This window comes from Nocardiopsis sp. TRM 82005, assembly GCF_056312425.1.
This window is the reverse complement of sequence record NZ_JBWDTQ010000015.1, coordinates 99642-122096: the sequence shown is the minus strand read 5'-3', so window position 1 is coordinate 122096 and position 22455 is coordinate 99642. Positions and strand designations below refer to the sequence as shown.

17 protein-coding genes are annotated in these 22455 nt (G+C 70.3%); 15 read left to right on the top strand and 2 right to left on the bottom strand.

Annotated elements, in window-relative coordinates; genetic code table 11:
- Position 1: 1 nt before the first annotated feature.
- On the top strand, positions 2-673 hold the full coding sequence (locus tag AC0T5L_RS12040) for a cellulose binding domain-containing protein (RefSeq protein WP_476165518.1): 672 nt from the start codon (positions 2-4) through the stop codon (positions 671-673).
- A gap of 95 nt (positions 674-768) precedes the next feature.
- Here the strand turns inward: AC0T5L_RS12040 and rpmB are convergent, their stop codons facing one another.
- Positions 769-954 carry a 50S ribosomal protein L28 gene (gene rpmB, locus AC0T5L_RS12035; RefSeq protein WP_073704548.1) on the bottom strand — a complete coding sequence of 62 codons (186 nt, stop codon included), beginning with the start codon at positions 952-954 and terminating at the stop codon, positions 769-771.
- A gap of 435 nt (positions 955-1389) precedes the next feature.
- Between rpmB and recG the strand changes: the two genes are divergently transcribed.
- The 10 genes from recG to smc all read left to right on the top strand — a co-directional run bounded on the left by recG (position 1390) and on the right by smc (position 13081).
- Entirely contained in the window at positions 1390-3597 is a 2208-nt protein-coding gene (gene recG, locus AC0T5L_RS12030) for an ATP-dependent DNA helicase RecG (protein WP_476165517.1), read from the top strand.
- Positions 3598-3631: 34 nt separating this feature from the next.
- Positions 3632-4213 carry a 16S rRNA (guanine(966)-N(2))-methyltransferase RsmD gene (gene rsmD, locus AC0T5L_RS12025; RefSeq protein ID WP_476165516.1) on the top strand — a complete coding sequence of 194 codons (582 nt, stop codon included), beginning with the start codon at positions 3632-3634 and terminating at the stop codon, positions 4211-4213.
- Positions 4214-4553: 340 nt separating this feature from the next.
- Positions 4554-5036: a pantetheine-phosphate adenylyltransferase gene (gene coaD / locus AC0T5L_RS12020; RefSeq protein WP_476165515.1), complete on the top strand. Its 483-nt coding sequence runs from the start codon at positions 4554-4556 to the stop codon at positions 5034-5036.
- Positions 5037-5292: 256 nt separating this feature from the next.
- Positions 5293-5874 carry a YceD family protein gene (locus tag AC0T5L_RS12015; protein WP_476165514.1) on the top strand — a complete coding sequence of 194 codons (582 nt, stop codon included), beginning with the start codon at positions 5293-5295 and terminating at the stop codon, positions 5872-5874.
- Between the two features lie 134 nt (positions 5875-6008).
- On the top strand, positions 6009-6185 hold the full coding sequence (rpmF, locus tag AC0T5L_RS12010; protein WP_013151268.1) for a 50S ribosomal protein L32: 177 nt from the start codon (positions 6009-6011) through the stop codon (positions 6183-6185).
- Positions 6186-6616: 431 nt separating this feature from the next.
- A complete protein-coding gene (rnc, locus tag AC0T5L_RS12005; RefSeq protein WP_476165513.1) occupies positions 6617-7405 on the top strand; it encodes a ribonuclease III in 789 nt (262 codons plus the stop codon).
- Between the two features lie 6 nt (positions 7406-7411).
- Positions 7412-8266 carry a bifunctional DNA-formamidopyrimidine glycosylase/DNA-(apurinic or apyrimidinic site) lyase gene (gene mutM, locus AC0T5L_RS12000; protein WP_476165512.1) on the top strand — a complete coding sequence of 285 codons (855 nt, stop codon included), beginning with the start codon at positions 7412-7414 and terminating at the stop codon, positions 8264-8266.
- Between the two features lie 59 nt (positions 8267-8325).
- Positions 8326-8613 carry an acylphosphatase gene (locus tag AC0T5L_RS11995; RefSeq protein ID WP_476165511.1) on the top strand — a complete coding sequence of 96 codons (288 nt, stop codon included), beginning with the start codon at positions 8326-8328 and terminating at the stop codon, positions 8611-8613.
- 362 nt (positions 8614-8975) lie between these two features.
- Positions 8976-9167, top strand: a complete 192-nt coding sequence (locus tag AC0T5L_RS11990) for a hypothetical protein (protein WP_476165510.1) — start codon at positions 8976-8978, stop codon at positions 9165-9167.
- A 368-nt stretch (positions 9168-9535) separates the two neighbouring features.
- The gene (smc, locus tag AC0T5L_RS11985) at positions 9536-13081 is read left to right on the top strand and encodes a chromosome segregation protein SMC (RefSeq protein ID WP_476165509.1); all 3546 of its coding nucleotides are present in this window, start codon (positions 9536-9538) and stop codon (positions 13079-13081) included.
- Positions 13082-13692: 611 nt separating this feature from the next.
- Here smc and AC0T5L_RS11980 read toward each other — a convergent pair.
- On the bottom strand, positions 13693-16344 hold the full coding sequence (locus AC0T5L_RS11980) for a S8 family serine peptidase (protein ID WP_476165508.1): 2652 nt from the start codon (positions 16342-16344) through the stop codon (positions 13693-13695).
- 614 nt (positions 16345-16958) lie between these two features.
- Here AC0T5L_RS11980 and AC0T5L_RS11975 point away from each other — a divergent pair.
- From AC0T5L_RS11975 to AC0T5L_RS11960, 4 genes are all read left to right on the top strand, one after another.
- On the top strand, positions 16959-17909 hold the full coding sequence (locus AC0T5L_RS11975) for an ABC transporter substrate-binding protein (RefSeq protein WP_476165507.1): 951 nt from the start codon (positions 16959-16961) through the stop codon (positions 17907-17909).
- A gap of 1 nt (position 17910) precedes the next feature.
- Positions 17911-18945 (top strand): FecCD family ABC transporter permease, encoded by a 1035-nt coding sequence (locus AC0T5L_RS11970; RefSeq protein ID WP_476165506.1) that lies wholly within the window; start codon positions 17911-17913, stop codon positions 18943-18945.
- 149 nt (positions 18946-19094) lie between these two features.
- On the top strand, positions 19095-20279 hold the full coding sequence (gene ftsY / locus AC0T5L_RS11965; RefSeq protein ID WP_476165505.1) for a signal recognition particle-docking protein FtsY: 1185 nt from the start codon (positions 19095-19097) through the stop codon (positions 20277-20279).
- 477 nt (positions 20280-20756) lie between these two features.
- A complete protein-coding gene (locus AC0T5L_RS11960) occupies positions 20757-22085 on the top strand; it encodes an ammonium transporter (protein WP_476165504.1) in 1329 nt (442 codons plus the stop codon).
- Positions 22086-22455: the final 370 nt, after the last annotated feature.

Here is a 22455-nt window from a genome sequence, read left to right as displayed (position 1 = left end):
TATGGGGCGGCATGGCTGGCGGAACAGCGTCCCCCGGGGTGCGCACCGCAGCGAGCCGGAGAACGCGGGCGCGCTGCGGCGGCTCGGCGGCCTCGTCGAGAGCACGGTTCCCAAACGCGTCGAACCACCGCGGCTGCTCAACGTGCTCGTCATCTCCGGTGTCATCCTCGGCCTGCTCCTGTTCGGCTACAGCACTACCCAGATCTACTTGCAGTTCGGCAGTACTCCGGGCACGACCGAGAGCCCCGGGACCCAGAACGGCTCCCAGCCCACGCACGACGCCTCCTCGGGGGCGGAGACGGAGAGCGGAGACTCGGCCGCCGGTGACGACGGGCAGCAGGGGCCGCAGACACAGGCGGGTTCGGAGCCCACCACGGTCGTCTACCAGGTCACGGAGTCCACGTCGGTCGGGTTCACCGGCCACGTCACCGTCACCAACACCTCACAGACCAGGCTGGAGGCCTGGGAGTTGGCCCTGGCCTTCGACTCAGCCGAGGTCACGGAGGTCCGCGGCGCCGACTGGGAGGAGATCGAGGACGGCATCCTGGCCCGCCAGCCCGGGAGGCAGGACGGTCTGGAACCCGGTGAGTCGGTCGCACTCACCTTCGACGCGGTGGGCGTACCGCAGGGCCCGGTCCGCTGCTCCCTGAACGGGCACGTCTGCGCGCTCTGAGCCGCGCACGCCCGCCACCGACTTACCGGAAACGACGAAGGCCCCCGACCGTGACGGTCGGAGGCCTTCGACGAAATCCAGAAGGACTGGGAACCCTAGCGGGCCACCTTGCCAGCCTTGATGCACGAGGTGCAGGCGTTCACGCGCTTGGGCGTGCCGCCCACACGGGTGCGAACGGTCTGGATGTTGGGGTTCCAGCGGCGGCGGGTGCGACGGTGCGAGTGGGAAACACTGTTACCGAACCCTGGTCCCTTGCCGCAGACGTCGCAGACGGAAGCCACGGTAACTCCATTCAAGCGCTCGGGATCGCGCACGTCGCCGCACGCGAAGGTTCATCCGACCGGGAGAGGTCGGGCTGACTGGCTGGCGTAGACGCCAACCTGGGAAGAGTACACGAAGGACATGACCGGACGAGGCAGCCTTGTGCCGCCGACCGGTGACCGTACGCGCAACGGTGGGCCAAGGCATGGCCGTTGGCGGCCTCGGAACCCACCGGAGCATCGAATCCACCGTGCAGACACGGCGAAAACGCGATGAACTCCGATGAGTATACCCCGGTTGAAGGGGGACGGGCACCCTCGGGCACAGGACGGCCCCGCCCGCCGGGAACACGGCCGTCCGCTCCCTCCGCCGACGACCCCCACAAGGGGGCGCGCGAGCGTCGCACCGGAGGACTACCGTGGCGGTGACCGGCGATCCGAGACGGGGAAGCACACGTGAGTACCTGGGACGAACCGCTGAGCAGGGGACCGCTCAGGGGCAAAACGGCGAAGGCCCTCGCCGAGAAGCTCGACCTGCACACCCTGGGCGACCTGCTTCGCTACTACCCGCGCCGGTACGACCGGCGCGGCGACCTGACAGACCTCGCCGAACTGCGCGAGGGCGAGGAGGTCACCGTGCAGGCCCGCGTCCTGGACGCCAAACGGCGCACCGTTCCAGCCCGACAGGGCCGCCGCCGCATGGACATGATGGAGGCCACCGTCACGGACGGCACCGGCCGCCTGCACCTGACGTTCTTCAACCGGGGCTCCTACCACCAGAACGCACTCGTCTCCGGGCGGCTGGCCATGTTCTCCGGCAGGGTCTCCACGTTCAAGGGCCGCCGCCAGCTCGACCACCCCCAGTACGAGCTCATCGACGAGGACGGCCGTGAGGGCGAGCGGGCCCAGGCCTACGCCGAGGAGCTCATCCCCGTCTACCCCGCGGTCAAGGGCATGGATTCCACGACCATCGCCCGCACCGTCGAGGTCGTCCTGGCCGACGTCGACACCCTGCCCGACCCGCTGCCGCCCGAACTCCGCGAACGCCGCAAGCTCCTCGGCGTCGCCGACGCCCTACGCGGAATCCACCGCCCCGCCGCGTGGGCCGACGTGGGCGCCGCCCGGCGCCGACTGAAATGGGACGAGGCGTTCGTCCTGCAACTCGCGCTCGCCCAGCGGCGCCACCACGCCGAGGAGCTGCCCGCCAAACCCCGTCCCGGCGCGGCCGGCGGCATCCTCGACGCATTCGACGCCCAGCTGCCGTTCACGCTCACCGAGGGCCAGCACGAGGTGGGCGGGCGCCTCGCCGAACGGCTCGACGCCGCGCACCCCATGCACTGCCTGCTCCAGGGCGACGTGGGCTCGGGCAAGACCCTGGTGGCGCTCCGCGCCATGCTTCGGGTCGTGGACTCCGGCGGCCAGGCCGTCATGCTCGCCCCCACCGAGGTCCTCGCCCAGCAGCACCACCGGTCCATCAGCGCCATGCTCGGGGCGCTCGGCCGCGCCGGGCAGATCGACGGGGCCGAGAACGCCACCCGGGTGGCGCTGCTCACCGGCTCCATGAACGCCGCCGCCCGACGGGAGGCCCTGCTGGACGCGGCCTCCGGCGCGGCGGGGATCGTCGTGGGCACCCACGCCCTGCTCCAGGAGCACGTGACCTTCGCCGACCTGGGCCTGGTGGTGGTCGACGAGCAGCACCGCTTCGGTGTGGAGCAGCGTGACGCCCTGCGCGAGAAGGCCGTGGACGGGCGCCCGCACGTACTGGTGATGACCGCCACCCCGATCCCACGCACCGTCGCGATGACCGTCTACGGCGACCTCGACGTGGTCGCCCTCACCCAGCTGCCCACCGGCCGCGCCCCGGTGTCCACGCACGTGGTGCCCGCGCGGGAGAAGCCGCACTTCCTGGCGCGGGCCTGGGAGCGCATCCGGGAGGAGGCGGCCAACGGGCACCAGGCGTTCGTGGTATGCCCACGGATCGGTGACGACGCGAAGGACGGTGCGGAGGAGGAGGCCGACGGCCAGTTCGAGGAGGACGCTCCGGGCGCCCGGCCTCCGCTGGCGGCGCTGGACGTGGCCGCGCGGCTGGAGGAGGGATCGCTCTCCGACCTGCGGGTGGAGGCCCTGCACGGCCGCATGGCCCCCGATGACAAGGACGCGGTGATGCGCCGCTTCTCGACGGGGGAGACCGACGCGGTCGTCTCCACCACCGTCATCGAGGTGGGCGTGGACGTACCGAACGCCACGGTGATGGTCATCATGGACGCGGAACGCTTCGGTGTCTCGCAGCTGCACCAGCTGCGTGGCCGGGTCGGCCGCGGCCGGCTGCCCGGGTTGTGCCTGCTGGTCACCGACGCGGAGGAGGGCTCACCGGCCCGGGAACGGCTGGCGGCCGTGGCCGCGACCCCTGACGGGTTCGAGCTCTCCCGCGTGGACCTGGAGCTGCGACGGGAGGGCGACGTGCTGGGCGACTCGCAGTCGGGTGCCCGGTCCACCCTGAGGATGCTCACGCTGCTCAAGGACGAGGAACTCATCGGACAGGCGCGCGAGGAGGCATCGGAGTACGTGGCCGGGGACCCCGAACTGGACGGGTACCCCCCGCTCGCCGAGGCGCTGGAGACGCTGCTGCCCGCGGAGCGCGCGGAGTACCTGGACAAGGCCTGAACGGTCGGGCCGCTTCCTTGGCTACCGTGGTGGCATGACCCGCATCATCTCCGGGACGGCCGGTGGACGGCGCATCTCCGTCCCCGAGGGCCGCACCACCCGCCCCACCAGCGACCGCGCACGCGAGGCGCTGTTCTCCTCGGCCCAGTCCGACCTCGGCACCCTCAACGGACTACGGGTGATGGACCTGTACGCGGGCTCGGGGGCGATCGGTCTGGAGGCCCTGTCCCGGGGAGCCGTGCACGCGCTGCTGGTGGAGGCCGACCGCAAGGCGGCCCAGGTGGCCAGGAAGAACATCGCGGAACTCGGACTGCCCGGCGCGCGGCTGGTGACCGACCGGGTGGCGAGGGTGCTCGGCCAGGACAACGAAGACGACCCCTACGACCTTGTGGTCGCCGACCCGCCCTACGCCGTCACCGACGCCGATGTCTCCCGTGTGCTGGCCGACCTGGTCGGTCGCGGCTGGCTGGCCGAGGACGCCGTGGTCGTCGTCGAACGCTCCAAGCGCGGGCCCGAGCCCGTCTGGCCCGAGGGTCTGGAGCGCGACCGCAGCCGGGGGTACGGGGAGGCGGTTCTCTGGTACGCCCGCCCGTCGCCCTCCGCCACCCTCAACTGACGCCTGCGGCGCGGTGTTCGCCGTGCCCGTCGCCCTCCGCCACCCTCAACTGACGCCTGCGGCGCACGACATTCGTTGTGTCATTGCCCACTCGCCGTCCAGTCCGGCGAGCCTCCCGGAGGTGGCGGCGGGAACTGGGGTAGAAAACGGTCGGGAGGCCCATAACGACGTGTATGGACGCGTGTTCGCGGCCTCCGCGGCAGGTGGTGCGCTGGAAGCGCGTGTATGTCCGCGGCGTGGGCGAACGCGGCCACTAAGCGGGTGTTGCCCGAATCCGCACGAGGGCGAACCCCTACGATCGCGATACCCGAACGTAGTTCTGTGAGAGGGGCGATCCACCGTGCGCCGAGTCGTCTGCCCGGGTTCCTTCGACCCGGTGACCCACGGCCATATCGACATCATCGGCCGGGCGACCAAGCAGTATGACGAGGTCGTCGTCGCCGTGCTCAACAACGTCCAAAAACGCGGCCTGTTCACCGTTCCCGAGAAGCTCGACATGCTCCGGGAGAGCACCGCCGAGTTCGGCAACGTGCGGGTCAGCGAGTTCGACGGGCTCCTCGTCGACTTCTGCCGGTCGAATGGCATCGAGACCATCGTTCGCAGCCTGCGCTCGGTCAGCGACTTCGACTACGAACTCCAGATCGCCCAGATGAACTACCGCCTCTCCGGCGTGGAGACCGTGTTCATGACGGCGAACCCCCAGTACTCCTTCCTGTCCTCCAGCCTGGTCCGTGAGATCGCTCAGCACCACGGGGACGTCTCCAGCCTGGTCACCCCCTACGTCGAGCAGCGCCTGCGGGAGAAGTACTCGGAACGGGCCTGAAGCCCGTCCGGTGCACGCTCGCTCAGTCCCGGGGACACACCGCCTGCCGAGCGACGCGTCGGGCGGGGAAGCCGGCCCCGACTCTCCTCGGTACGGGACGAGCGGGGCGGACCGGGAGCTGATTTGGGTGGTCGGGGACATGGTAGGTAGAATCTTAGTTTGACCATGGGCGTCACCGGTTCTCGGCGCGCGCCCGCGTCGGCCGTAGGCGGGACCTCCCGCGCATCCGGCGCTCCATACCTCTCGTGAAAGCTCGATGACCCTGTCTCGTCTAGATCCTCGTGACCCGTTCGTGGTCGACACCCGTCAGCTGGGCCGCCAGCCGGGGTCGATGCGGACCGTCAACCGCATTGTGACCGTCCCCGAAGCGTTCTCCGGGGCGATGGCGTCCGTGCCCGAGGGCAGTGAGATCGAGCTGGATCTGCGTCTGGAAGCGGTGATGGAGGGTGTCCTCGTCACCGGCACCGTCCGCGGCCAGCTCAACGCCGAGTGCTCACGCTGCCTGGACCCGCTCTCGCACGACATCGATGCCGGGTTCCAGGAGCTGTACCGGTACCCCGGCGACGAGGACCCGGCCGCCGGGGCGGGCGAGGACGCGGAGGACAAGGATGAGGACTACTATCTAGAGGGCGATCTGCTCGACCTCGGATCTGTGGTCCGAGATGCCGTCGTGCTCGCGCTCCCGCTCACACCGTTGTGCGGCCCGGACTGCCCCGGCCTGTGCCCCGAGTGCGGTGCGAAACTCGCCGAGGCCGGTCCCGACCACGGCCACGGCGACAACGTCGACCCGCGCTGGGACGCACTCCGCAAGATCGCGGAGGATCCCGGCGAACGATGAGCTCGTGAACCGATCACGGACGGCCGCCCCCGGGCGCGCCCCCGTCGACCGGAGCACGCCCTCCCCGCCACAGCGCGCGGGGTGACCAGATAAGCGACCTCCCGCGACCGCGGGGGTGACCCAGGAGGATTGAAGTGGCCGTCCCGAAGCGGAAGATGTCGCGGAGCAACACCCGGACCCGCCGTTCCCAGTGGAAGGCGTCGCGCCCGGTGCTGGTCAACTGCCCGCGCTGCCGCGACCCGAAGCAGCCCCACATCGCGTGCCCGACCTGCGGCACCTACAACAACCGCCAGGTCACCAACCCGGCCTAGGTCGTGTTCCCTGGATCATTCCGCCGTATAGCGAAAGCATCCAAGAAACACTTCCTAGCGGATGCCTGGCTTCGGGTCCCAGTACCCGGTTCTCGATCCGCCTCGGGGCGGACCCGTCCAACGGGTCCGCCCCGAAGTGCTGTCCGGGTGCGGGCGCACCCCGCCCTCACACTCCCCGAGCGCCGCCGTACGAGGATTTGTAGAGTTACCTGAGGAACGACGCATGACACACGACGGATACAGGCACACCCAGTAGCACCAGACAGCACACCGCACAGCGATCCGGGCTCCCCGGGTTCCCGCGTTCGTGGTGGTTGCCGGGGGAGCGGAGCCTCCCGCGACGATCACCTCGTTTTCGAGCACCCTGGCCTGACCTCGGATCCCTCCAGTCCCCGCGCCGGTCCCCGGCGCACGAACAGGGAAGTGAACCAGTGGCCAACCAACTCTCCGCCTCCGAGGCCAAGTCCTTCCACGGGGCGATCGGGGTCGAAGTCGACCCGAAGATCCTGCTCCGGGCTCTGACCCACCGCTCCTACGCCTACGAGAAGGGGGGCCTGCCCACCAACGAGCGCCTGGAGTTCCTCGGCGACTCCGTGCTCGGTCTGGTGGTCACCGACACCCTCTTCCGCAAGCACCCCGACCTGCCCGAGGGGCAGCTCGCCAAGCTGCGCGCCGCCGTGGTCAACATGCGCGCCCTCGCCGACGTCGCCCGCGGCCTGGGCATCGGCGCCTACATCCGGCTCGGCCGGGGTGAGGAGGGCACCGGGGGCCGTGACAAGTCCTCGATCCTGGCCGACACCCTGGAGGCGGTCATCGGTGCCGTCTACCTGGACCGCGGCCTGGAAGTGGCCTCGGAGTTCGTGCACCGGCTCTTCGACCCGCTCATCGCCACGGCCTCCGGTCTGGGCGCCGGACTGGACTGGAAGACCTCCTTGCAGGAGCTGACCGCGGCCGAGATGCTCGGTGTTCCCGAGTACCACGTGGACGAGAGCGGTCCCGACCACCAGAAGACCTTCCGCGCGACGGTCCGCGTCGCGGGGGAGAGCTACGGCCTGGGCGAGGGGCGTAGCAAGAAGGAGGCCGAGCAGCAGGCCGCCGAATCGGCGTGGAAGGCCATCAAGGCCCGCTCCGAGGCCGCCGAGAAGGTCGCCGAGAGGGTCGCCGAAGAGGTGGCCGGAACCACCGCCGAGGCCAAGGCCTCCGGCGACGGGCAGGGGTGAGCTGAGGTGCCCGAACTCCCCGAGGTGGAGGTCGTCCGCCGCGGCCTGGCCGAGCACGCCCTGGGCCGCGCCGTCGGCGCGGTCGAGGTCCTGCACCCCCGGTCGATCCGGCGGCACGTGCCCGGCGCCGCGGACTTCGCCGCCCGCCTGTCGGGCCGGGTGCCCACCGCCGCGCACCGGCGCGGCAAGTACCTGTGGCTGCTCCTGGACAGCGACGAGATGCTTCTCACCCACCTGGGGATGAGCGGGCAGATGCTGGTCCAGCCCGCGGGCAAGCCCGACGAGAAGCATCTGCGGGTACGCCTGCCGCTGTCGGACGGCACCGAACTGCGCTTCGTCGACCAGCGCACCTTCGGCCACCTGATGGTGGACGTTCCCGGTGCGCGCGATGATGTGCCCTCGTCGGTGGACCACATCGCCCTGGACCCGCTCGACCCCGACTTCACCCCCGAGGTGTTCGTGCGGGCGCTGCGGGCGAGGCGTACCGAGGTCAAGCGGGCGTTGCTGGACCAGTCCCTGATCAGCGGCGTCGGCAACATCTACGCCGACGAGGCGCTGTGGCGCTCGCGGCTGCACTGGGCGCGCTCCACGCACGGGTTGTCCGACGAGCAGGCCACGGAGCTGCTGGGGCACGTGCGCGAGGTGATGACCGAGGCCCTGGAGGTGGGCGGCACCACCTTCGACGGCCTGTACGTCAACGTCAACGGCGAGAGCGGTTACTTCGAGCGGGGGCTCAACGCCTACGGCCGCCGTGACCTCCCATGTGGCCGGTGCGGCGCGCTGATCGTCCGCGAGGCGTTCATGAACCGTTCCTCCTACAGTTGCCCCGGCTGTCAGAGGGAGCCCGGGAGCCGGGCCTGAGGCAGCATCCGCGTGTTGGTGAGCAAAGTGTGTCTGTCAGGTAAGTGAGGAGTCGGGCCGTGGGGGACGACGACGGGACCGTTCGGCTGACCGCGTGGGTGCGCGGGCACGTGCAGGGCGTGGGTTTCCGCTGGTGGGCGCGGTCCAAAGCGCTGGAACTGGGGCTGACCGGTGCGGCCACGAACCTCGGCGACGGACGGGTCGAGGTGGTCGCCGAGGGGCCGAGGAGCGACTGCGAGCGGCTTCTTGGCCATCTCAGGGGCGGCGGAACACCTGGTCGTGTGGACTCCGTGATCGAACGTTGGTCTTCGTCCGGGGGGACCTTCAGCGGATTCGTCGAGCGGTGAGTATGCTTGTGGGGTAACGCGATTCGAGCACACCGCGCGACAGCGACGGCCGAGGGGCCGTCGGCAGGACCTCGCGGAGTGCGAAACGACCACTGTGCGGTGTCCGTGTCGTCCGCACACTCCGGCTGAGCCCGGGGCAACCGTGTTCGGATCGTGCGCTGCCACCTGCCCAGGTGCGTCATTCTGGGTTGTGGCCGTTACGGACCGTTGTAATCCAATCTTGACCAGCGGCGCGCACAGTGAGATCCTGGAAGATACATCGCGCAACCTTCCTGCCCGTATGCGGCAACGTCAGTCGACGCTCCCACGGGACATCGCGTGCGCGGATCATTGCTGGTCACTCAGCGTGGAGGACCCATATCATGGCGAAGGCTCTGTTTGGCCACGTCGGCGGCTCCGACCCTCGGATGGTCTCGGAGATGCGGCGGCTTCAGAAGCGGGTGCGCGACCTCGAGGAGGAGGTCAGCCGCCTTCAGGCCCAGAACGACCAGCTCAACATGGCCGTTACTGACACCGCTTCCAGCGCGACTGACCGCGAGCCCGCGCTCGCCTGACCTGACGCCGCCGACGTTTCGGCCCCAGCCAGGCTGGCCTTCGTGGTTGACCCACCGACGGGGACGCCGAGAGCACGATCCAGGCGTCCCTGGCCGGAACCGTCGACGGACCGGTCCTGAACCTCAGCCCGTCAAGCCGTAGTTTTTCCTTTCCCTTGCGGCCTTTTTTACCTTTGTACCCGGCGGACCCTTTCGCAACCCTTCGTGTCCGCCGGACATCCCCTCCCCCCGCCCGGTCACGGGAGTACCTGCTCAGTGGCCTGCTCCGTCAGGAGACACTGACCCGAACCCCACCCCTCGGTCACAGCTTCGTGGCACCCTTAGGTGATCGCGGTCCGTGTCAGAGGTGACCGTCGTGGGAGGTGTGGGTGTATCTGAAGAACCTGACGCTGCGCGGCTTCAAGTCGTTCGCGTCGGCCACCACCCTGCGTTTCGAACCCGGGATCACCTGTGTGGTCGGTCCCAACGGCTCGGGCAAGTCCAACGTCGTCGACGCCCTGTCCTGGGTGATGGGGGAGCAGGGGGCCAAGTCCCTGCGGGGCGGCAAGATGGAGGACGTCATCTTCGCGGGCACCTCCACCCGTCAGGCGTTGGGCCGCGCCGAAGTCAGTCTCACCATCGACAACACCGACGGTGCCCTCCCCATCGACTACACCGAGGTCACCATCAAGCGGACCATGTTCCGCAACGGCGGTTCGGAGTACGCCATCAACGGCGACACCTGCCGTCTCCTCGACATCCAGGACCTGCTCAGCGACTCCGGGATCGGCCGTGAGATGCACGTCATCGTCGGCCAGGGGCAGCTGGACACCGTCCTGCACGCCGGCCCCGAGGAGCGCCGCTCCCTCATCGAGGAGGCCGCGGGCATCCTCAAGCACCGCAAGCGCAAAGAGAAGGCGATCCGCAAGCTCAACGCGATGCAGGGCAACCTGGACCGGGTCACCGACCTCACCGCCGAGCTTCGCCGTCAGCTCAAGCCCCTGGGGCGCCAGGCCGAGCTCGCGCGCCGGGCCGCCGTCATCCAGGCCGACCTGCGCGACGCCCGCCTGCGCCTGCTCGCCGACGACATCGCCACCCTCACCGAGCAGCTGGCCAAGGAGGAGGCGGACGAGAAGGAGGTCCTCTCCCGCCGTGCCTCCGCTGAGGCCGCCCTCGCACAGGCCCAGGAACGCGAGACCGAGCTGGACGAGCAGTCCAGCGCCGCGGCCCCCGCCCTGGCCCGGGCACTGGAGACCTACCACGCCCTGTCCCGCATCACCGAGCGCCTGGACGCCGTGCGCGGCCTCGCGAACGAGCGCCACCGCAATCTGGCCTCCGTCGACGACGAACCCGTGCACCACCGCGACCCCGAGGAACTGGAGATGGAGGCCGAGGAGGCGGCCGCCCAGGAGGAGGAGCTCCTCACCCGGCTGGAGGAGGTCCGGGAGGTCCTGGAGACCGCCGTCACCGAGCGCGCCGCCGCCGAGGACGCCCTGCACCACGAGGAGAAGCGGCTGGAAGCCGCCGCACGCGCCTCCGCGGACCGCCGTGAGGGGCTCGTGCGGCTGTCCGCGCGGGTGGAGAGCCTACAGAGGCATCTCACCTCCAGCGAGGAGGAGATCACCCGCTTGGAGGAGTCCGCCCAGCAGGCCGCCGAGCGCGCCGAACAGGCCCAGGCCGAGTACGAGACGGCCGCTGAGGAGTCCGCCGGGCTCGACGAGGGCGACGCCGAACTCGACTCCGTTCAGGAGCGGGCCGCCCGTCGGCTATCCGAGGCCGAAACCGAGCTCAACCGCCTACGCGACGCCGAACGCGCCGCCGAGGGCGAGCGCGCCGCGCTCGCCGCCCGCAAGGAGGCCCTGGAGATGGGGCTGGCGCACAAGGACGGCGCCGACACCCTCCTGGGCGCCGACCTTCCCGGGATGCTCGGCAGTCTCGCCGCGCTCGTGCAGGTCGAGCCGGGCCAGGAGACCGCCGTGGCCGCGGCCTTCGGCACCGCCGCGGGCGCTGTAGCCGTCAGCGAACCCGACACCGCCGTGGCCGCCCTCGACCTGCTCAGGTCCGAGGACGCGGGCCGGGCCGGGATCGTCATCGCCCAGGCTTTTCCCGCCGTGCCCCTCCAGGAATGGCCCGAGCTGCCCGTCGGGGCCCGCTACGCCCTCGACGCCGTCGTCGCACCCGAACACCTGCGCGGCGCGGTCACCACCCTGCTGGACCGCACCGCTCTGGCCGCCGACACCGCCACCGCCCGCGACCTCGTCGGCAAGGTCCCCGGCGTGCGCGCCGTCACCCCCGAGGGTGACGTGTTCGCCTCCGCGCTGGTCCACGGCGGATCGGCCGCGGCCCCCAGCCTGCTGGAGGTGCAGGCGGCCGTGGACGAGGCGGGCGAGAGGCTGGAGCTGGCCGTGGAGGCCGCGTCGCGGATCGCGGCCGAGCTGGAGGAGTGCAAGCGCGGGCGCGCCGACCTGGCCGCCGAGGTGGAGGAGCTCACCGCTCGCCGCCGCCAGAGCGACCGCAAGCGCAACGAGTCCGCCCAGCGGCTCGGCAAGCTCGGCGGGCAGGCCCGCTCCGCCGAGGCCGAGTCCGAGCGGTATGCGGCGGCCGCCGCCAAGGCCGTCGCCGCGCGCGGTGAGGAGAGCGACAGGCTGGCCCGCCTGGAGGAGGAGCTGGCCGAGGCCGAGGAGATGGCGGCCTCCATCGAGGAGGACGCCCCCGACGCCGATACCCGCGACGAGCTGGCCGCCCAGGCTTCGCGCGCCCGCGCCACCGAGATGGAGCGGCGCCTGGCGGTGCGCACCGCCGAGGAGCGCGCCCGCTCGATCGCCGGTCGTGCCGGGCAGCTGCGTGCCCAGGCCTTCGAGGAGCGGCGCGCCGTGGAACGCGCGGACGAGCGCCGCCGTACCCGTGCCGCGCAGGCCACCATCGCCGGAGCCGTCGCCGAGAGTGCCCGGCTGGCCCTGGACCGGATCGCGGTGTCCCTGGTCGCCGCCGAGTCCGAGCGGGCCGCCGCGGAGAAGGAGAAGGAGGCTCGTGACGCCGAGCTCAGGACCGTGCGTGCCCGGGTGCGCGAGCTGTCCGTGGACCTGGAGAAGCTGACCAGTTCGGCGCACAGCGGCGAGGTGGCCCGTGCTGAGCGGCGCATGCGCCTGGAACAGCTGGAGACCAAGGCGATGGAGGAGATGGGTGTGGACGTGCCCACCCTCATCGCCGAGTACGGGCCCCGGGTGCCCGTGCCTCCGCCCGCGGACGCCGGTGAGGACGCGGTCCCGCTGCCGTATGTGCGCGAGGTACAGGTCAAGCGGGCCAGGTCCGCCGAGCGCCAGCTCAACCAGCTGGGCAAGATCAACCCGCTCGCGCTGGAGGAGTTCGCGGCCCTGGAGGAGCGGCACGCGTTCCTCAACGCCCAGTTGGAGGATCTGAAGAAGACCCGCCGGGACCTGATGGACATCGTCCAGGAGGTCGACGCCCGTGTGCAGGAGGTCTTCTCCGCCGCCTACCTGGATGTGGAGCGCGAGTTCGCGGCGATCTTCGGACGGCTGTTCCCCGGCGGCGAGGGGCGGCTGCTGCTCACCTCGCCCGAGGACATGCTGACCACCGGTATCGAGGTGGAGGCGCGTCCGCCCGGCAAGAAGGTCAAGCGGTTGTCGCTGCTCTCCGGCGGCGAGCGGTCCCTGACGGCCGTGGCCTTCCTCGCGGCGATCTTCAAGGCCCGACCGTCGCCGTTCTACGTGATGGACGAGGTCGAGGCGGCCCTGGACGACACCAACCTACAGCGGCTACTGGTGATCTTCGAGGAACTGCGTGCTTCCTCGCAGCTGATCGTCATCACCCACCAGAAGCGCACGATGGAGGCGGCCGACGCGCTGTACGGCGTGACCATGCAGGGCGACGGTATCTCCCAGGTGATCAGCCAGAAGCTCGAACGCCCCGCCTGACGGCCGGATCCGGCCACGCACGCTCTGTGAGGGACCGGTAGCGTCCGTCCGGTTCGTACGGGGACGGGGAGGCGGCATGACCGGAGAGTCCACCCTCATGCTGGCCCCTGTGCACGGTGTCTCTGCCCGGTTTCGTGGTCCTCTTCGTGGCGCGGACCCGCGATCCAGGGAATCCCGCCTGGCGCGGGTTCCTGCTCTGCGGGATCTGGGGGCGGATTCGCTGTCGCCCTCCTGTTCCTGGTCACGGACGTCTCATGGCCGGGTCGGATGATGGACGTCCGTCCCGATGAAGGGCTGAGCTGCTACCCGGTCCTGGGGCAGAGACCGCCGTGGAACGGTTCCGGCTTCCACCACGAGGCGCAGGCCTGCGCCGAGATGGCCCTTCCCTGGCTGGGCTGGGCCCCGGTGGCCTCGTCGCCCTGGTCTGCCTCGTGCTGCGCGTCCGGGAGAGCGCCCTCGACGCCGTCAACGGGAAGGAGGAGCTAAGGGAGCGGCTCAGGCGTGACCGCCGCGGCGGTGGGGAACCGACCGGCACCTGACACGCGGCCGGGGCCGCCCCTCCCGTCGGAAGGAACGGCCCCGGTGCGGCGGTGGAGCCCCGGGGGCGCTGTCTAGCCGCGCGCGATGGTGATCACCGGGGAGGTCCAGGTCTCCCAGTGCTCGGGGTTGTCCGGGTCGCCGAGCGCCTTGAGCGCACGGACCTCCAGGCGGTACTCGCCGTCCTTGACGGGCTTGATCTTGTCGTGCCTGTCCACGACCGTGCCGTCCCACGGGTAGCTGAAGAACGACGTCCCGGTCGCGCTGCGGTGCACGTGGTCCACTGACACGGCGACGTTGCGGTGCGGGTGCACCGGGCGTCCGGTGCGCTCGTCGACGACGACCATCTCCAGCTTGGTGACGTGGTGGTCGAAGTGCGCGGTGACGTACGGGACGTCCGGCAGCCCGTCGACCCACGCCATCGTGTAGGTGGCGCCGTCGGGCTGGTTCTCGAACGTGCCGCCGTCGGCGCTGGCGCACTCCAGGCCGGAGAAGGCGCCGCAGTCGGTGATCCTGGCCAGCCACGGCAGCTCGAAGGTGTCGCCCGCCCCGTCGGTGATCGGGGTCATCGCCTCGATCTCCTGGTAGTCCCCGTTGTAGGCGGCGTACGGGACGCGGTAGGTCTCGCCGTCCGCCTCGGCCACGGTGACGTACCCGCCGTAGATCATCTGTTCGAAATCCTGGGCGGGCGGGGTGACGGTCACCTGGACCTCGGCCGACCCGCCAGGGACCACGGTCACCTCGTCGGTGTCGAAGGCCACATCGGCGAAGCCGTCGTTGTAGCTGGGCGTGAAGGTGTTGCCGTGGGTGCCCAGAGCGCTCTCGTGGCCCAGTTCGTAGGTGGCCTCCTCGTCGCCGTCGTTGGTGATGGTGACCGTCTCGGTCACGGCGCCCTCGGTGGCGCCCAGGGACAGTTTGCCGGGGGCCACGGCCGTGGAGGCCAGCACCGATCCGGGCACGTCCAGCATGCCCGCGCCCTGGCGGTGCACGTTGTCCGGGTAGCCCAGGTCGGGGTTGCCCCACCATGCCTTGGGGTCGGCGCTGTTCTGTAGGGCGTCGCGCACCTCGTACGCGTCCAGGTCGGGCCGTGCCTGCAACAGCAGGGCGACGCCGCCCGCCACGTGCGGGGAGGACATCGAGGTGCCGCTGAGGGTTGCGTAACCGCCCTTGGCCACGGGGTAGGTGGAGTTGATCAGGCCGCCCGGGGCACCGATGTCCGGCTTCAGCCCCAGGTCGGGGGAGAGGCCGAAGGAGCTGAAGGAGCTGATCAGGCCGCCGGTCGGGTTGGGGACGGTGGTGTTCTCGCCGGTCCAGGACAGGGTGACGGGCTCTTCGCGCTCCAGGAGGTCCCGCAGGTGGGCGCCGGAGGCGGCGGAGACCCCGACGGCGAACGCACCCTGGTCGACGATGCCGCCGCCCGCGAACATGCCCGCGACGTTGTTGTACACGACCACGCCGGTGGCGCCCGCGGCCAGGGCCGCGTCGTACTTCTCGGCGAAGGCGCACTCACCGCGCACCATCAGCGCCGTCCTGCCCTCGGGGTCACCCTCCAGCTCGTCGCCCAGGGTCGTGCAACCCCGTCCGACGTAGACGAGTTCGTCAGTCTCTCCGGACGCGGGCGGCGGGACGGCCTCACCCATCTCCATGTAGGCCAGGGTCTCGCCGCTGGGGTTGGCGGTGACGGAGGCGGCCTGGATGTGGGTGTTGTCGAAGGAGGCGACGCCGATCACGTCCTCGCCCAGGCCGGGGGCGCCCGCGGAGTACAGGCCGGTGTCGCCCTCGTTGCCGATGGAGGCGACCACGGCCATGCCCTGGTCGACCAGGTTGTCCGAGGCGACGGCCGTGGGGTACTGCGGCCAGGAGTGCGCGGAGCCCACGCTCATGTTGAGCACGTCCATGCCGTCGTCCAGGGCCTGCTCCATGGCGGCGATCATGACGTCGGATGTGGTGGAGCCCTCGCAGCCGAACACCTTGTAGGCGCCGAACTCCACGTCGGGTGCCACGCCGGTGACCTCACCCTCGGCGCCCACGATCCCGGCCACGTGGGTGCCGTGGCCGTTGCAGTCCTGTGGGTCATCGTCGGGGACGGGCACGGAGGCCGGGTCGCTAGCGTTGAAGTCGTCGCCGACGAAGTCGTGGCCGACGACCACACGGTCGTTGGGGAATCCGCCGCCGCCCAGGTCGGGGTGGGTGTAGTCCACGCCGGTGTCCATGACGGCCACCCGCAGGCCCTCACCGGTCAGGCCGAGCTCGTTCTGGGCGGTGTCGGACCCGGTCATGGGCAGCGCGGTGTCCAGGTCGGGGGCGCTGTCATCGGTCTCGGGGATCCGGTAGGAGACGACGGGGTAGATGGCGTTGACGCCGGGGATCTCCCGGGCCGAGCCCACCTGTGTGTCGTCCATCTCGACGGAGAGGCCGTTCCAGAGGTCACTGAACGAGTGCCGTTCGTCGTATTCCAGGCCGTGCTCCTCGGCCTCGGCCCGGAACTCCTCCTGCTCGCCCTCGACCTGCCCCGAGGGGGAGCCCTCGGTGGTGGGCGGGCTTTCGAGTTCGATGAACCACAGGCCGTTGGCCTGGTGGGTCAGTTCGCCGTTCTCGGCGGAGGGGGCGGGGTGCAGGGGGGCGAGCTCTGAGGATTCGTCGGCGCTGGCCGGTGCGGCCGTGACCAAGCCCGCAATGAGTGTCAACCCGGCGAGCGGTGCCAGGCGAGTTCGGTGGGGTACCACCTTGTCAACACATCCCTTCTCGGTGCGCGCCGGGGGACACCGGGGGAGCGGGGCACCCCGCTGGATACGTCTGTGGTGCTCAGGGGGATACGCCGCTTAATGTCCGTACTCGGTTAATCGGCGCGCATAGCAACGAGATCATTGCTGTGTGCCATAAAGGTGTCAATGTTCATTAAGACTCAATCTGGCCACATGGCGGGACGAGAGGCGCGCTGTTTTTCATATTTGCGCAAACCGGACAATATGCTTTTTTGTCTTTTAATGGGATAAAAGGGCAGGGTGATGGGATGTTTCGCTCTCCGTGGAAAACACCGCCGTTCCGGCGAAGACGCAGGCCAGCGTAGCCCTTGGGGCGCTCCCCGGAGCGTGCGGCGGGCCGAGTACGCTGGAAGAGCCGGGCCGCCCACGGGCGGCCCGACCGGTGTCAAGGAAGCGAAGTCCGGCTAACGCGGCCACAAGCGGCCGCCCGACCCGGCGCTGTCCCGCAACTGTGAAGCCCCGTCCGTACGGGGACGAGCCAGGTCGCCTTCCCGACACCGACGTCCCCGTCCTCGTGGGAAGGACAGGCCGTCTCAGTTGGGACCGTGCTCCTTCCCCTGCCGAAAAGGAGCACCGTGCGGACCGCACGCCATCTTCCCCTCGCCCTCCTCGGGGCCGTACTCGTCCTGACCGCATGCGGTGCACAGGACGGTGACGCTCCCGACCCCGACCCCGGCCCGACCGCGGGTGACGGCGCCTTCCCCGTCACCATCGCCGACGCCACCGGCGAGGTCACCGTCGAGGAGGCGCCCGAGCGGATCGTCTCCCTGTCCGCCAGCCACACCGAGATGCTCTTCGCCATAGGTGCGGGCGACCAGGTCGAGGCCGTCGACGAGTACTCCAACCACCCGGAGGAGGCCCCCACCACCGCCTTGAGCGGCTTCGAGCCCAGCGTGGAGGCCATCACCGAGTATGATCCCGACCTGGTCGTGCTCGCCCGCAGCGCTGAGGCGACCGCCTCGCAGCTGGAGACCGTGGGCATCCCGGCGCTGGTCCTCGACGCCGCCGTGGACCTGGAGGACACCTACGACCAGATCCGCCTGCTCGGCGACGCCACCGGCAAGGCCGAGGAGGCGGACGCCGAGGCCGAGCGGGTCGAGAGCGAGTTCAACGCGATCGTCGAGGACGTGCGCGAGCAGGTCGACGGCGCCGGGCTGACCTTCTACCAGGAGCTGGACGAGACCTCCTACGCAGCCACCTCCGGCACCTTCGCGGGCCAGATCTACGAGTCCTTCGGCCTGGTCAACATCGCCGACGCCGTCGACGAGGACGGTTCCGACGGCGGCTACCCACAGCTGTCGCAGGAGTACATCGTCGAGGAGGACCCCGACATGATCTTCCTGTCCTACGGAGACGAGTCGACGGTCACCGACGTCACAGAGCGCCCCGCCTTCGACACCGTCACCGCGGTGAAGAACGACGCCGTCTACCTGCTCGACGCCGACATCTCCTCCCGCTGGGGACCGCGCGTCGTCGAGTTCGCCGACCTGGTCGGCGAGGCCGTCGTCGAGAACGCGGGCAACTAGCATGCGGGGCGGTGTCGGACCTCCGGTCACATGGTCCGTGGCAGGACTGGCCGCGCTTGCCGTGGCCGTCCTCTTCGGTATCTCCGCGGGAGCGGCCTCCCTCTCCTCGGCCGACATCGTCCTGCACCTGCTCAGTCTCCTGCCCTTCGACGTACAGTCGCCGCTGACCGAGCGGGAGGCGGCCCTGCTGGTGGAGCTGCGCCTGCCCCGCGTGGTGATGGGCGCGATCGTGGGTGCGCTCCTGGCCACGGCGGGCGGCGCCTACCAGGGCGTGTTCCGCAACCCGCTGGCCGATCCCTTCCTCCTGGGCGCCGCCTCCGGGGCCGGCCTCGGAGCGACGATGGTCATCGTCTTCGGCCAGCAGTTCAGCGACTCCCCGAGAGCCCTGGTCCCCGTCGCGGCCTTCCTCGGCGCCCTTCTCGGCGTGGCCGCCGCCTACCTGCTCGGCTCCACGGCGGGCGGGGGCGGCACGGCCTCGCTCGTCCTGGCGGGCGTGGCCGTCTCCTCCTTCCTGTCCGCCGCGCAGACCCTCGTCCAGCAGATGGGGGTGGACCAGCTCCAGCGCATCTTCGCCTGGCTGCTCGGAGGGCTCGGCCGCGGCGGCTGGGACGACGTGCGCCTCGTCGCCCCCTACGCGGTGGTCGGCCTCGCCGTGCTGCTGGCCTGCGGATACCTGCTGGACATGCTGGCCCTGGGCGACGACAAGGCGGTCAGCCTGGGCCTGAACCCAGCCGTCGTGCGCATCGTGGTGATCAGCGCCGCGTCCCTGGCCACCGCCGCAGCCGTGTCGGTGAGCGGCCTGATCGGCTTCGTGGGGATCGTCGTCCCACACATCGTGCGCCGCCTGGTGGGCTCCAACTACCGGGCGATCCTTCCGGTCACAGTGCTCTTCGGCGGCGCCTTCCTGGTCGTGGTGGACATCGTCGCCAGGTCCCTCATCCCTCCGGCCGAACTGCCCATCGGCGTGGTCACCGCCTTCCTCGGCGCGCCCTTCTTCGTGCTCATCCTGCGCACCACGCGCCACCGCAGCACTTAGGGCCGGAGCCGTGCCGCAGGACCGTGACGGAGGGCGGGGCCGGGGTCGAGGGAGCGGGGTTCCGGAAGGCAGAGCGCCCCCTTCGTTCCCGGCGCGCCATCCCGCTGTGACACGAACGCGTCGGACACTCTGGGAGACTGGGCGGTGCTATGGACATCACCTTGCTCGTTGCCATCGTCATCGCCGTCGTGTTGCTGGTCACCGGCGGATTCTTCCTGGTCAGGACCCAGCGCTCGGTCAAACCGGGCAAGGACGAGACCAGGCCCGAGGCCACCGGGGAGTCCGCGGGGGCGACCGCCGTGGAGGACCGGGACCGGGACACGGGGACCGTGCGCACGCCCCCCGCCCAGGCGCCGCCGCCCACGGAGGAGGCCGTCAAACCCGCGGAACCGGAGTTGGAGGCCCCGCCCCCCTCCGCCGGCCGCATGGTCCGCCTGCGCTCACGGCTGGCCCGCTCGCAGAGCTCCTTCGGCCAGGGGCTGCTCAACCTACTCTCCTCCGACTCCCTCGACGAGGACGCCTGGGAGGAGATCGAGGACACCCTCATCACCGCCGACATCGGCGTGACCTCCGCCTCGCAGATCGTGGAGAACCTACGCACCCGCGTCAGGGTGCTCGGCACCCGCGGCGCCGACGAGGTGCGGGCGCTGCTGCGCGAGGAGCTTCTCGCGCACATCGTCACCAGCGCCGACCGAACCGTGCGCACGGAGCCGCACGGCGACCGCCCCGCCGTGATCATGGTCGTGGGGGTCAACGGCACCGGAAAGACCACCACCACCGGCAAGCTGGCCCGTGTGCTGGTCGGCGACGGCCGCAGCGTGGTCCTCGGCGCCGCCGACACCTTCCGAGCCGCCGCCACCGAGCAGCTCCAGACCTGGGGCGGCCGAGTGGGGGCCCCGGTCGTGCGCAAGGAAGAGGGCGCCGACCCGGCCAGCGTGGCCTTCGACGCCGTCTCGCGGGGCATCGATGACGGCGTCGACACCGTCATCATCGACACCGCGGGCCGCCTGCACACCAAGACCGGCCTGATGGACGAACTGGGCAAGGTCAAGCGGGTCGTGGAGAAGAAGTCCCAGGTGGACGAGGTGCTGCTCGTCCTGGACGCGACCACCGGGCAGAACGGCCTACGCCAGGCCCGGGTGTTCGGCGAGGTCGTGAACGTGACCGGCATCGCACTGACCAAGCTGGACGGCACCGCCAAGGGCGGCATCATCGTGCAGGTCCAGCGGGAGCTGGGCGTGCCGGTCAAGCTCGTCGGGCTCGGCGAGGGCCCTGACGACCTGGCGCCCTTCGACCCCGAGGTCTTCGTGGACACGATCCTGTCCGAAGGTTGAACTGGGGCGCGCCCGGCGGGCGCGCCCCCATACCGGCGACGCGGCCGGACACCCGACCGGGTGTCCGGCCGCACCCGTGTGTACACGGGGATGTGACGGCGGTGTCCTCCCGGTGCGTGTGGGGCGTGAAACGCGACACGCGGCGGAAACCCCGGTGCAACACGGAGGGCGACCAGCTGACCGCGCCGTCGCCGCGGACGTGAGCAACGACTCTCCGTGTCCATTTCGTAACCCCTTGCTGGTGTGACGGGGGTCGCTCCGCGTCGGTGCGCGTGTGTTCGCGCGCTTCGGGGCCTCGGTTCACGGCTCCTTAACACTGCTGTCTGTCCTTTTACCGGAGCGCAACACATCGGGTCCAGGGGAGAAACACCCCGGTCAGACAGTTGCCTGCGTGGTGTTCTGCATCGGGCCCGATGATGCGCTCGCTGACCGCCGCCCTCACAGACAGTCCCCCGTCCGTCCTATGGAGGCGACGTAATGATTGACACCGGCAACACGACGTGGCTGCTGATCAGCGCAGCCCTCGTGATGCTCATGACCCCGGGCCTGGCCTTCTTCTACGGAGGTATGTCGCGGGCGAAGAGCGTCCTGAACATGATGCTGATGAGCTTCACGAGCATCGCGGTCGTGAGTGTGCTCTGGGTCCTGATCGGCCACTCGCTCACCTACTCCGACGGTGGCCCGGTGGACGCCTTCATCGGAGGACTCGACCACGTGGGGCTGTCCAGCCTCATCGGTGAGGTCGAGCCCATGGACGACGGCGCCGGGGGTTACCCGCTCCTCATCGACGCCGGGTTCCAGATGATGTTCGCGGTGATCACCGTGGCCCTGATCAGCGGAGCCATCGCCGACCGCGCCAAGTTCGGCGCTTGGGTCCTCTTCGCCCCGATCTGGGCGCTCCTGGCCTACTTCCCCGTCGCCCACTGGGTCTGGGGCAGCGGCTGGATCGGCGGCCTGGAGATCGGCGGCTACGAGGTGATCGACTTCGCGGGCGGTACCGCCGTCCACATCAACGCCGGTGCCGCCGCGCTGGCCCTGACCTTCGTTCTCGGCCGCCGGAAGGGCTTCGGCTCGGAGTCGATGCGCCCGCACAACCTGCCGTTCGTCCTGCTGGGTGCCGCGCTGCTGTGGTTCGGCTGGTTCGGCTTCAACGCCGGTTCCGCCTACGCCGCCGACGGCACCGCCGCCCTGGCCCTGGTCAACACCCAGGTGGCCACCGCCGCGGCCACCGGCGCCTGGATGCTCGTCGAGCGCCTCCGGTACGGCAAGGTCAGCGCTCTCGGCTTCGCCTCCGGTGCCATCGCGGGCCTGGTCGCCATCACCCCGGCCGCCGCGGACGTCACCCCCCTCGGCGCGATCGCCGTCGGTGCGCTGTCCGGTGCCGTCTGCGCCTACGCGATCAGCTGGAAGTTCAAGTTCAAGTACGACGACGCCCTCGACGTCGTGGGCATCCACATGGTCGGCGGCATCATCGGTTCCCTGGTGCTGGGCTTCCTGGCCTCCGGTGTGGCCAACGGCTCCGACGGGCTCCTCTACGGCGGCGGCATCGGTCTCCTCGCCGTCCAGGCCATCGCGGTCATCGGCGTCATGCTCTACTCCTTCGTCGTCACGTGGGTCATCGCCAAGGTCATCGACCTCATCATGGGATTCCGTATCCCCGAGGAAGTCGAGACCAACGGGCTGGACCACGAACTGCACGCCGAATCCGCGTACGCCTTCGACGAGCTGGACGAGATGGAGGAAGAAGCGGTCTCCTCGCCGACGCCTCCGGGCGGGGGGACGGCCTCGCCGCAGGTCAAGGCCTAGTCCTCAGCGTTGAGGCCGCAGGCCTTGCGCCGCTGACGCGGTGAGGTGTCTCAGGGGCTGACGGGGAGCGATCCCCGTCAGCCCCATTCGTGGCTTCGGACACTTTTCGTGGCATATGTAGGCATTCGTAGCTCCGTATTGGCCATGTCCCACGCATCGGTTCGATACCCTTTCGGAGCGGTGCGGCGGTAGAACCGGGCGCGGGGGTGCCCGGCCGACGGAAGCATCCCGTCATGGAACCGTCCCGGTTCCCCCTCCGAAGGGGTACACGGCGGAACCGGGAGCCGCGCATCCGCATCTCACGCCAAGAGACGGGGCCAGGGCCGGTGCCATCCACCCGCCGCCCGCCCGTAAACCATGCTGATTCGTA

Bases quoted from the DNA above. Each gene is read 5' to 3' on its own strand.
- AC0T5L_RS11960 (WP_476165504.1), top strand. From the start codon at position 20,757: ATGATTGACACCGGCAACACGACGTGGCTGCTGATCAGCGCAGCCCTC.
- ftsY (WP_476165505.1), top strand. From the start codon at position 19,095: ATGGACATCACCTTGCTCGTTGCCATCGTCATCGCCGTCGTGTTGCTG.
- AC0T5L_RS12015 (WP_476165514.1), top strand. From the start codon at position 5,293: ATGACCCTGTCTCGTCTAGATCCTCGTGACCCGTTCGTGGTCGACACC.
- AC0T5L_RS11970 (WP_476165506.1), top strand. From the start codon at position 17,911: ATGCGGGGCGGTGTCGGACCTCCGGTCACATGGTCCGTGGCAGGACTG.
- rsmD (WP_476165516.1), top strand. From the start codon at position 3,632: ATGACCCGCATCATCTCCGGGACGGCCGGTGGACGGCGCATCTCCGTC.
- AC0T5L_RS11990 (WP_476165510.1), top strand. From the start codon at position 8,976: ATGGCGAAGGCTCTGTTTGGCCACGTCGGCGGCTCCGACCCTCGGATG.
- AC0T5L_RS12040 (WP_476165518.1), top strand. From the start codon at position 2: ATGGGGCGGCATGGCTGGCGGAACAGCGTCCCCCGGGGTGCGCACCGC.